This is a genomic window from Jannaschia donghaensis, assembly GCF_001403795.1.
Classification (GTDB): domain Bacteria; phylum Pseudomonadota; class Alphaproteobacteria; order Rhodobacterales; family Rhodobacteraceae; genus Jannaschia; species Jannaschia donghaensis.
In genome coordinates this window covers 352,865-363,668 of sequence record NZ_CXSU01000012.1, presented here as the reverse complement: position 1 = coordinate 363,668, position 10,804 = coordinate 352,865, and the positions used below count along the sequence as shown (strand labels likewise).

Below are 10,804 nucleotides of genomic sequence, written 5' to 3'. Positions count from 1 at the left end.
CTGACGCAGGGCGATGCCGCCACCCAGGGCCAGAACGGCGACGCCTGCGCCCAGAAGGAGTGTCTTGGTGCGATCCATGGTGTGCTCCGCTTCTATCGTGCCTTTCAGATGGCATCGGCGCGCGGCGGATTAAACCCCGTGCGGCGCCGCACCCGAAATCGGGGCCCAAAAGGCGAAGGGGCACCCCCTCCCAAGGGCACCCCTTCTTTTCCTGCGCGAGACGGCGACCGCCCTAATTGCCGTAGGCAACCGAGGGCAGCCACGTCGTCAGCGCCGGAAACAGGAACACGATAGCCAGACCCGTCAGCTGCAACAGCACGAACGGAATGACACCGCGATAGATATGGGCCAGCGTCACGCCGGGCGGGCAGACCCCCTTGAGATAGAACAACGCAAAGCCCACCGGTGGCGTCAGAAAACTGGTCTGCAGCGTCACCGCCACAAGGATCGCGAACCAGACCACCTCGGGGTCCTGCACCTGACCGAAGCCCGGCACCGCCAGCTCCAGCCCCATGATGATCGGCAGCATCAGAGGCATGATGATGATCGTGATCTCGATCCAGTCGAGCAGGAAGCCCAGCAGGAACACGATGAACAGGATGAAAAGCACGACCATGTAAGGGTTCTGGAAGATGCCCAGCACGTGTTCCTCGACGATCTGGTCCCCGCCATAACGGCGCAAGACCAGCGCGAAGAAATTTGCCGCCAGGAAGATACCCACGATGTAGCCGGAGGTATTCATCGTTGATCGCCCAACCTCTTTCAGGACCTTGAACGACAGCTTGCCGTTCACGAACGCAAGAACCGTGGCCCCCAAAGCGCCCAAACCCGAGGCTTCGGTCGGCGTCGCGATGCCTGCGAAGATCGACCCCAGAACCAGCAGGATCAGGAACATCGGCGGCACCACCGCCAAAAGCACTTCTCTCACGACGGGCCAGCCGACGTCCTCGGTCTGTTCGGGAGCGGGCATCGCGCCGGGTTTCACCAGGCCGTAGATCACGATGAACGCGATATAGAGCCCGCCCAGGATCAGGCCGGGGAACAGCGCGCCCATGAACAGATCACCCAGCGAGATCGCCAGCTGATCGGACATGATGACCAGCATGATCGAGGGCGGGATCAGGATGCCCAGCGTGCCGGCACTGGCGATGGTGCCGGTGGCGATTTCCTTGGAATAGTTCTGCTTCATCATCGCCGGCAGGGCCATCACGCCCAGCAGCGTGACCGACGCCCCGATAACGCCGGTTGAGGCGGCGAGGATGATACCGATCAGCAGCACCGTCAGCGACAGGCCGCCGCGCAGGCCGCCGAACAGCTTCTGCATGGCATGCATCATGCGCTGCGCCACGCCGGACTGATCCAGCATAAGACCCATGTAGATGAACATCGGCAGGGCCACGAGGACCGGGTTCTTCACGATGTTGCCGAACAGGCGCCCCGACAGGATCGACAGCCGCTGATAATCGATGCCGGTGCGGTCGAATTCGATGATGTCGCGGAAGTTGGCGCGGAACGGGTCGAGGAAGATTTCCGCGAACAGCGCGAAAATCAGCGAAACCCCCACCAGCGCCATCGCCACGGGAATGCCGCGGAAGAGCATCCAGATGAAGGACAGGAACATGACCAGGACGGCCAGTTCGTTCAGGGTCATGACGCGCCCGATGAATTCGAGGAGGAACATCGCTCAGACCTCGCCCGACTTGTCACGCAGGGCATAGGTGGCCGCGATGATGAGGACAGTGGCGATCAGGGCAGAGGCGACGGTGTATTTCATCTCCTCCGGGCCGATGGCGAACGTGTCGAAGAACCAGTGGCGCGTGGCCTGACGGGCAGTCGTCCCCGCTTCGGACGTTAGCAGCACAAGGCCGAGGGCGGCATAGTAGATGACGAGGTTCACCACGAAGGCGACGGCCGGAAAGGCGTAGAGCAGCTTGCGCCACCATACCGGCGGCGTGATCTGCGACAGGTATCGGACATAGGCCGACCAGGTCGCGAAGGCGATATAGAGGAAGCTGACATTCATGAACGTCTTTAGGATCCAAAGGTTGTGAAGGCCATTCGGACTGTCCGACCCTTCATCAGCGACGATCGACGTCAGGGCATAGGGCAAGGTCGTGTCCCAGCACAGGATGATGAAAGGCAGGAACAGCCAGGCCAGCGCGAAGATGTCGATCTTGCGCTGCTTGGCGGGGGCGTAGCCGTCATAGAAGATATCGACGCGCACGTGGGAATTGGTCGTAACGGCATAGCCGATCCCGATCAGGACGGCGGCACCGTAAATCCACCACTGCGCATCGTCGAGCCAGGCTTGGTTGTTGCCCATGCCGCGCAGAACGACCTGGCTGCAGATGGCGATGATCAGGATGGGATAGAGCCAGGAGAAGACGTTGGCGACCTGCACCACGGCGCGGTCGCCGCGATTGTGCTCCGCCCGGCCGACTTCGCCGGGGTCGGAGATGGCCACGATCGGCGCGCCTTCGGTGGCCACGACCACTTCGTCTTCGTGCTGCGTCATCATGTTCCCCGCTGCATGCGACCCGGCCGGCCGCTGTCGTGAAAACCGGGCGACCGTGGGGCCGCCCGGTTCATTGATCGTCGGTCGTCAGGTCAGATCAATTGCCACGCGGACGCGGCAGATAGATCGTGTCGCCCCAGGTCTTGTACCCGGCACGAAACTCCTGAAGGTCGTTCCAGACTTCCGCGAAATACTCGTCCTCTGCGGCCAGCTCCTCGGCAACCTCGTTCCAGGTCGTCTCAAAGGTTTCCAGCATTTCGGGCGGCCAGACCTTGTTGGTCACACCGTTTTCCGACTCGTTGGTGCTCATGGCCTCGAAGTTGGTGGCCTCGCCTTCGGCATAGTTGGTCGTGATGTTCGCCAGGCAGGCGACTTCGATCTGCTTCTGGCTGCGCTCGTCCAGACCTTCCCAGACGTCCTTGTTGACCAACAGTTCGAACATCGTGGCGGGCTGGTGCCAACCGGGGAAGTAGTTGAACTTCGCGATGTTGTAGAAGCCGAGACGCGCATCGATGCGGGGCATCGAGAATTCGGTCGCGTCGATGGCACCACGCTCCAGCGCGGGGAAGATGTCACCCCCGGCAAGAAGCGACGTGGACACGCCCAGGCGCTGCATCACTTCGGCACCCAGGCCGAAGAAACGCATGTTCAGACCTTCCAGATCCTCGACCGAGTTGATCTCGTTCTTGAACCAGCCCGAGGTTTCGGGGGCGATGATGCCGCATGGCATCACGTGCACGTTGTAGCCGTTGTCGTCGTACATGCGCTGGAACATTTCCGCGCCGTCGTCATAGAGCATCCAGGCCAGGAATTCGCCGGCCTCGGGGCCGAACGGCACGGCGGCGAAAAGCGACGCGGCCGTGATCTTGCCCTGCCAGTAACCGGCGGTGGTGTAGGCGGCATCGACCGAGCCGTTCGACACGGCGTCGAGGGCTTCCAGCGTGGGAACCAACTCGCCGGGATCGAAGTGCTCGAACTCGACCCCTTCCGAGATGCTGTTGATCTTCTCGACGAAGTCGACCCCGGCGGTGCCCAGGATCGGCAGGTTCTTACCGAAAGCGGAGGTCATCTCGAGGACCTCCTGCGTGTTGGCGGCACCCGTGGATGCGATGGCTGCCGTGGTGGCGAGCGCGATGGCTTTGAGTTTCATGTGGTTCCTCTCCCTTGGACCCTTGCGTCAGGCGACGTTGCGCCCGTTAGACGACCCCTCCCGGGCCGTCTGGTAACAAATTCTTACCGATTTGGATTGTTGTACGCCAGACATTAATATCGTCGGGACGGTGGAAATCACGCAATTTTCTGTCGCGTGCGCCGATCGCTACTCGAAATCCGGACGCGGCTTCGTCGGTCCGGCCGAAAGCTTCCATCCGCCGCGCGAATCCGCGGGAAAAAGGTCGCGCACCAGCGGGTCGTGACCGGGCACGATCAACTCCGGTCTGGAGGCCAGTCGGCGAAGGATCGCGAATCCCTCCAGCATCTCTGCCACATCCACGACAATCGGAAACGGCTGCCCGGTCAGGAAATTTTCGTAGAAATGGGCGGCATCCGATGCCAGGCACAGCCATCCGGCTTGCGTGCGCACCCGCACGGCCTGCAACCCCTTGGAATGGCCACCGATGCGATGGACGGTCACGCCCTCGGCCACCTGCGCGTCGCCGTCGGCGAAGACCACCCGGCCGGAGTGGAGCCGTTTGACCGCTTCACAGATATGGTCGCCCGTGAACGGCATCCGCAAGACGGCATGGCACATGCAGGGCCCCGTTGCATAAGCCATTTCGCTGGCCTGTATGTGCAACGTCGCGTTCGGAAACAGATGCAACCCGCCCGCATGATCGTAATGCAGATGGGTGACGATGACGGTTGTGATGTCGTCGGCCGTCAGGCCGTAAGGTTTCAACGCATCCCGTGGGTCGATCAGGATCGGGCGGTCGCGCCGGTTGCCCTCCGGTCCATCGTATCCCGTGTCGACCAGAATGACCTCCTCCTCCCGGCGCAGCAGCCACATGAAGTAATCCATCGGATGCGGTGCAGCGTGATCGTCATCGAAGATGAAACTGTCGGCCCGGATGCGCGCGGTCCGGTCGGCGTAGCGGATCGCGGTGACGTCCCACACGCTCACGGATCAACCCTCGACCACGGCATAGGTTTGGACCGTCTTCTCGACGATCAAGGGGGCGACGGCGGCATCGAAGGTTTTGTAATGCGCCGTTGTGCGATGGGCGTCGAACCCGGCTTCGTCATCGTAGAGTTCATAGAGGAATACCTCGTCCGGACGGGCCGGATCGGTCGCCACGTCGAAGCGGTGGCAGGCCGGCTCCCCCAGCGAAGCGCGGGCGTTTTCCATCATCGCGGGCTTGAACGCGGCCATCCCGCCGGGGACGACCTGTATGGTGACGACGACTGCGAACATGCTTCCCCTCCGACGGATTGCTTCCTATTGCTGATGTCAACAGACGTGAGGAATATCAAAATGTCCAAGACTTTCGAAATTGCGGTCTTTCACGGCGACGGTATCGGACCCGAGATCATGGCCCCCACTTTGGACATTCTGAACACCATTTCCGACGCCTACGACTTCAGATATGTGGAATGCCCCGCCGGGGCGGCCAGCTATCTCGATGTCGGATCGGACTTGCCGCAGGCATCGCTGGACGCGGCGCGCAAGGCCGACGCGATCCTGCTCAGCGCGCTTGGCGATCCCGCCGTCCGCTATCCCGACGGGACCGAGATGACGCCGCAGATCGACATCCGCATCGCGCTCGACCTCTATGCAGGCATTCGTCCAGTCCGCATCGTTCCGGGGATGAAGACGCCCCTGAACCTGCCCGACGACAAGACGGTCGATTTCGTCCTTGTCCGTGAATCGACCGAAGGGCTGTTTCACACGCAGGGAAAGGGGCGCGTGGAAGCGGATTTCGCCGAAGAGACGCTGCGCCTGACGCGCAAGACCACCACCAAGGTCTGCGACTACACGTTCAGACTGGCTCAGGATCGCAAGGCCCTTGGCCACCCTGGACGCGTCACATCGGTCGACAAGGCAAACGTCTTTCGTGCCTTCGCCTTCTGGCGCGACATCTTCGATGACGTGGCCCGGGGGTATCCCGATCTGACGGCCGATCATGCCTATGTCGATGCGATGGCCCTGTGGTTCGTTTTGAAACCTTGGGACTGGGACGTGATGGTGACCGAAAACATGTTCGGCGACATCCTGTCTGATCTGGGCGCGGGCCTGATGGGCGGTCTCGGCATGGCCCCATCCGCGGACATCGGCGATGACCACGCCCTGTTTCAGCCTTGTCACGGCTCCGCCCCTGATATTGCGGGCAAGGGCATCGCGAACCCCTTCGCGATGATCCTGTCGGCGTGCATGATGCTGGATTGGCTGGGCCGTCGCCACGACATGCCCCTGATGATCGACGATGCCGCGCGCATCCAAACCGCCGTCGACGCCTGCCTCGCCGCCGGAGAGACGACGGGCGACCTGGGCGGATTGCTTGATTGCAAAGGCGCGGGTGCCGCCGTCATGGCGCGGCTGTGACCCTGCGCGTTGGCTTGATCGGGCTGGGCTATTTCGCGCAGTTCCACCGCAGCGCGTGGGAGCGGATGGACGACGTCATCCTCTCCGCCACCTGCGATGCGGACCCGGACAAGGGCGCGGATTTTACTGACCTCTGCGCCATGCTGACCTCCGGGCGTTTCGACATTCTGGACATCGCGGGACCCCCGCCGATGCACGCGGCGGCGATCCGCGCCGCCCTGCCCCGATCCCCGCGCGTCATCATCTGTCAGAAGCCGTTCTGCACCTCCCTCGAGGAAGCGGAGGCCGTCACGGCCGAAGCGGAAGCGGCCGGCGTCCCGCTTCTGGTGCACGAAAATTTCCGTTTTCAGCCGTGGTTCCGCGCGATGAAGCAGGCGTTGAACGCGGGCCGCATCGGCACGCTCCGCAACCTGACCTTCCGGATGCGCACCGGCGACGGACAGGGCCCCGACGCCTATCTGGCGCGCCAGCCCTATTTCCAGACGATGCCCCGATTGCTGATCCACGAAACAGGCGTGCATTACATCGACACCTTCCGCTATTTGCTGGGCGATCCGACCGGTCTTTACGCCGATTTGCGGCGCCTGAACCCGGCCATTCGGGGCGAGGACGCGGGCCATCTGATCTTCGACTACGCCAACGGCGCGCGTGCGATGCTTGACGGCAACCGGCTGCTCGATTTCGACACCGACGACACGCGACGCACCTTCGGGGAGGCGTTGTTGGAAGGGGACGCGGGCACCATCGACCTGCGCGGAGACGGGATGGTGACGCTGCGCGCCTTCGGATCACAGGATCGAAAAACCCTGTTGGAGCCACAGGATTGGCCCGGTTTCGCAGGGGATAGCGTCTTCGCCCTGCAACGCCACGTCGTCGACGCGATGGCCCGTGTTCGCCCCTTCGAGAACGAAGCGCGATGCTATCTGGACGTCATGCGCCTAGCCGAACTGGCCTATGCCAGCCACGGGGCGAAAACCTGGCTGCCGTGGGATAACGGCTGAAATCGGCAAGCGGCGGGGCCATTTACGCAAATTTCACGGTTGGGGGCCTAGGGTCACGGGATCGATGGAATCGATGGCGACCGGATGCCCCGGTCGTCCACGGCTCAGAAGGAGCTTCGCATGAAGACCACGGCAGATCCGCGCCATCTCAGGACCCTGGCCGCCTTGGTCGGACTGGTCATCGTCGCCGTGGTCGGCCTCGCGCCGATTGACCTGCAGGCCCCCGATCTCCGGGTCGCCCGTCCAGGGATGGAAATGCTGTGCGCCGACAAGGATGCGGGCGTGGCCTGCTCGCTTTACGCCCGGATCGATCCGTCGCCCGCCGCCTTGCGGATCGCGGCGATATTGATGCCATAAGGATCGGGGTCGGACACCGATCCGCCCTTGAAAACCGCCGATCCGGCGACCAGCACATCGGCCCCCGCCGCAACGACATGGGGGGCCGTGACCGGATCGACGCCGCCGTCGACCTCGATATGCACCGGACGGTCGCCGATTGCGGCCCGAAGGGCTTCGATCTTGGCGATCTGGCCATGGATGAACTTTTGTCCGCCGAACCCCGGATTGACCGTCATCACGCAAACTAGATCGACGTCGTCCAGCAGCGGTATCGCCGCCTCGACCGGCGTGCCGGGGTTCAGTGCAAGACCGGCCTTGGCTCCGGCCCCGCGAATGGCCTGCAGCGTTCGGTGGATGTGCGGTCCCGCTTCGACATGGGCGGTGATGACGTCCGCGCCCGCGTGCGCAAAGGCGTCGATGAACGGATCGACCGGCGCGATCATCAGATGAACATCCATGACGCCCTTGATGTGCGGGCGGATCGCGGCACAGGTCGCGGGCCCGAAGCTGATGTTCGGCACGAAATGACCGTCCATCACGTCGACGTGTACCCAATCGGCCCCCTGCGCCTCGACTGCTTCGCACTCCGCGCCGAAGTTCGCGAAATCGGCGGCCAGGATCGACGGCGCGATCTTCAGGCTGCGATCGAAGGAATTTGACATGTCGGCCTCCGGGTTTGGGTCGCGGCCGGTTTACGCCGCTCCACCGGGCGCGTGAACCCCCGCATCCGTCACGATGTAGGGCAATCGGATATCCGTCCGGTCCTGCGGCAAGGTCGGCATGCGTTGCGCCTCCAGCGCGAAACCGACGACCAGCGCGTCGCCCATGCCGGCAAGCGTACGGTCGTAGAAACCGCCGCCGTATCCCAATCGCCCGCCGTCCGGGTCAAACCCCACAAGCGGCACGATCACGACGTCTGGTACCCGCCAGCCGCCCTCGGTTGGAACCGACACACCGAAATCGCCCGTTTCCAAAGCGCATCCGGGCCACCATTCACGAAACCGAAGCGGTGCGCCCCGCGCGGTGACGACCGGGACGCAAATACGATTGTCGCGCGACAAGACACGCATGACGTTGGTCGGATCGGCTTCGGACCCGATGGGCAGATAGCCGGCGATCGTACGCCCCCGCAGGCCCATCAAGCGCGCATAGAGCCGGGTGCCCGCCATCGCGCGCCGCTCCGCGCCCACGCCGCCGCGCGCCGCAAGACAGCGCTTGCGCAATTGCGCCTTCTGCGCCGTCGGATTACCGTCATCCCCCATGATCACCTTTGACCACTTCGCCATCGCCGCCGCAACGCTGGAAGAGGGATGCGCCTTCGTCTCGGACCGGTTGGGCCATGAAATGGGGCCGGGCGGCACGCACGCGCTCATGGGCACGCACAATCGGTTGTCCGGTCTGGGGTCCGGCGAATATCTGGAGGTCATCGCCGTCGATCCCGCCGCCCCGCCGCCGCCCCACCCCCGCTGGTTCAATCTGGACCGTCGCATCGGGGTGCCCCGTGTCGGCAACTGGATCGCACGAACCGGGGATCTTGATGCCGTCCTCGCGAATTTCCCCGAAGCGGGCCGCGCCCTTCGGTTCGAACGGGGACCGTATCGCTGGCGCATGGCGGTGCCCGATGACGGCATTCTGCCGTTCGACGGGTGTTTTCCCGCTCTTATCCAATGGGACAGCCCGGCCCCGGCCTTTGTCGACAGCGGGATGCGGCTGAATGCGCTGGCGCTGACTCATCCCAAAGGCGCGGATCTTGCCATGATCCTGGAGCGACTTATCGACGACCCGCGCATCACCATCGGCGTCGGTCCCCGCAGGATCGCCGCGCAGATCGCGACGCCCGCGGGCCTGCGCGACATCGAATGATCGCGCCGGGGGCCGACGACGTACAGCGCATCGCCGAGGCCACACGCGCCGGGTTTCCCGCCCCGTTCGCGGGACTTGCCGCCGATGTGCGGATCGTCGTGGAGGATTGGCCCGACGATGCCCTGCTGGAAGAGATGGACATCCCAAGCGCCTATGAACTGACCGGCCTCTACGACGGCCTGGCCCTGACGCAGCGCGATCCGTCCCAGCCCGAACCGCCGTCGACGGTGACCCTGTTCCGCCGTCCGATCCTGGATGAATGGGCTGAACGCGGCGACGTGGCGTTCGATGCGCTGGTGGCGCATGTCACCGTTCACGAATTCGCGCACCATTTCGGATGGTCCGACGACGACATCGCGGCCATCGACGAATGGTGGACCTGAAACGAAGAACGGGGCCCCAAGGGACCCCGTTCGGCAATCGAAGACTCTGGCCTCAGGCGGCGGCGGGCGGACGCGACGACAGGACTTCGTCCACGGCCTTGAGCGCGCCATCCTCGTCCATGTCCTTGTTCACGGCCGCAAGTTCGCGGGTCAGACGATCCAGCGCGGCTTCGTAAAGCTGCCGCTCGGAGTAGGATTGCTCGCGCTGTTCATCGTTGCGGTGCAGGTCGCGCACGACCTCCGCAATCGCGATCAGGTCACCGGAATTGATCTTGGCTTCGTATTCCTGCGCGCGGCGCGACCACATGGCCCGCTTCACGCGCGCCTTGCCCTTGAGCGTGGTCATCGCCTTTTCGACGACATCGGGCGACGACAGGGACCGCATCCCCACATCGCTGGCCTTGTTGGTCGGCACGCGAAGGGTCATCTTGTCCTTGACGAAGTTGATCACGAAAAGCTCAAGCTCCAGGCCCGCGACCTCCTGCTTTTCGATCTTCACGATCTGGCCCACGCCGTGCGCGGGGTAGACGACGAAATCATTCGGGCGGAATTCGGGCTTCTTGGACATGGGCATCCTTTCGATGTCTCGGGTGCGCCTGGGCCGGTCGGGCCGCAAAAAACTCAGGCCACGGGCTCTCCCGTCGCCTGGCATGACGCGCTTTTATGTTAGCCGATGCAAACGCAGCAGATGCGCACACCAAGCCATTGATTTGGCAGTCGACGCAGACAGTATCGACCGCGCTTATGCAAAGCATATCACAAAAACGGCTTCTGCGAAAGGGACATGGGGGCTGACCCAAATACCGCGGGCGACAAGGGGCTTTCAGCCGCCCTCGCCTGGCGCTTCGGAGAAGAGATCCATCTTGCCGTCCTTGCCATCCATCTCCTCCGCCGTTGGCAGCGGGTCCTTTTTGGAGATGATGACGGGCCAGAGTTCCGAATACTTGCGATTGAACTCGACCCATTTCTCCATGTCCGGCTCGGTATCGGGGCGTATCGCGTCGGCAGGACACTCCGGCTCGCAGACACCGCAGTCGATGCATTCATCGGGATGGATGACCAACATGTTCTCGCCCTCGTAGAAGCAATCCACGGGGCACACTTCGACGCAGTCAGTGTATTTGCAGGCGATGCAGGCATCGTTGACGATATAGGTCATGGGATG

Annotated in this window: 14 protein-coding genes; 5 read left to right on the top strand and 9 right to left on the bottom strand. The window is 63.3% G+C overall.

Annotated features, from left to right (window positions below; genetic code table 11):
- Positions 1-232 precede the first annotated feature (232 nt).
- From JDO7802_RS11080 to JDO7802_RS11060, 5 genes are all read right to left on the bottom strand, one after another.
- Complete coding sequence (locus JDO7802_RS11080) at positions 233-1,681, bottom strand: TRAP transporter large permease (protein ID WP_055085553.1); 1,449 nt, start codon at positions 1,679-1,681, stop codon at positions 233-235.
- A gap of 3 nt (positions 1,682-1,684) precedes the next feature.
- On the bottom strand, positions 1,685-2,515 hold the full coding sequence (locus JDO7802_RS11075) for a TRAP transporter small permease subunit (RefSeq protein ID WP_055087217.1): 831 nt from the start codon (positions 2,513-2,515) through the stop codon (positions 1,685-1,687).
- Positions 2,516-2,612: 97 nt separating this feature from the next.
- Positions 2,613-3,665: a TRAP transporter substrate-binding protein gene (locus tag JDO7802_RS11070; RefSeq protein WP_055085551.1), complete on the bottom strand. Its 1,053-nt coding sequence runs from the start codon at positions 3,663-3,665 to the stop codon at positions 2,613-2,615.
- A 168-nt stretch (positions 3,666-3,833) separates the two neighbouring features.
- Complete coding sequence (locus tag JDO7802_RS11065) at positions 3,834-4,634, bottom strand: N-acyl homoserine lactonase family protein (RefSeq protein WP_055085549.1); 801 nt, start codon at positions 4,632-4,634, stop codon at positions 3,834-3,836.
- Positions 4,635-4,637: 3 nt separating this feature from the next.
- Entirely contained in the window at positions 4,638-4,925 is a 288-nt protein-coding gene (locus JDO7802_RS11060; RefSeq protein WP_055085547.1) for a putative quinol monooxygenase, read from the bottom strand.
- Between the two features lie 60 nt (positions 4,926-4,985).
- Here JDO7802_RS11060 and JDO7802_RS11055 point away from each other — a divergent pair, with 60 nt between their 5' ends.
- From JDO7802_RS11055 to JDO7802_RS11045, 3 genes are all read left to right on the top strand, one after another.
- Entirely contained in the window at positions 4,986-6,053 is a 1,068-nt protein-coding gene (locus tag JDO7802_RS11055) for an isocitrate/isopropylmalate dehydrogenase family protein (RefSeq protein ID WP_055085545.1), read from the top strand.
- A complete protein-coding gene (locus tag JDO7802_RS11050; RefSeq protein WP_055085544.1) occupies positions 6,050-7,054 on the top strand; it encodes a Gfo/Idh/MocA family protein in 1,005 nt (334 codons plus the stop codon). Before JDO7802_RS11055 ends, JDO7802_RS11050 begins: the two co-directional genes overlap by 4 nt.
- 120 nt (positions 7,055-7,174) lie before the next feature.
- A complete protein-coding gene (locus JDO7802_RS11045; protein ID WP_055085541.1) occupies positions 7,175-7,411 on the top strand; it encodes a hypothetical protein in 237 nt (78 codons plus the stop codon).
- Here JDO7802_RS11045 and rpe read toward each other — a convergent pair.
- Positions 7,351-8,055, bottom strand: a complete 705-nt coding sequence (gene rpe, locus JDO7802_RS11040; protein WP_055085539.1) for a ribulose-phosphate 3-epimerase — start codon at positions 8,053-8,055, stop codon at positions 7,351-7,353. The two genes, JDO7802_RS11045 and rpe, sit on opposite strands and share 61 nt — an antisense overlap.
- A 30-nt stretch (positions 8,056-8,085) precedes the next feature.
- A complete protein-coding gene (locus tag JDO7802_RS11035) occupies positions 8,086-8,655 on the bottom strand; it encodes a 5-formyltetrahydrofolate cyclo-ligase (protein ID WP_055085537.1) in 570 nt (189 codons plus the stop codon).
- On the opposite strand from JDO7802_RS11035, the gene JDO7802_RS11030 reads away from it, so the two are divergent.
- On the top strand, positions 8,654-9,256 hold the full coding sequence (locus JDO7802_RS11030) for a VOC family protein (protein ID WP_055085535.1): 603 nt from the start codon (positions 8,654-8,656) through the stop codon (positions 9,254-9,256). The genes JDO7802_RS11035 and JDO7802_RS11030 overlap by 2 nt on opposite strands.
- On the top strand, positions 9,253-9,639 hold the full coding sequence (locus JDO7802_RS11025) for a metallopeptidase family protein (protein ID WP_055085533.1): 387 nt from the start codon (positions 9,253-9,255) through the stop codon (positions 9,637-9,639). Before JDO7802_RS11030 ends, JDO7802_RS11025 begins: the two co-directional genes overlap by 4 nt.
- A gap of 52 nt (positions 9,640-9,691) precedes the next feature.
- Here JDO7802_RS11025 and JDO7802_RS11020 read toward each other — a convergent pair whose 3' ends face one another.
- Positions 9,692-10,213: a CarD family transcriptional regulator gene (locus JDO7802_RS11020; protein WP_055085531.1), complete on the bottom strand. Its 522-nt coding sequence runs from the start codon at positions 10,211-10,213 to the stop codon at positions 9,692-9,694.
- Between the two features lie 249 nt (positions 10,214-10,462).
- A complete protein-coding gene (fdxA, locus tag JDO7802_RS11015; RefSeq protein WP_055085529.1) occupies positions 10,463-10,798 on the bottom strand; it encodes a ferredoxin FdxA in 336 nt (111 codons plus the stop codon).
- Positions 10,799-10,804: the final 6 nt, after the last annotated feature.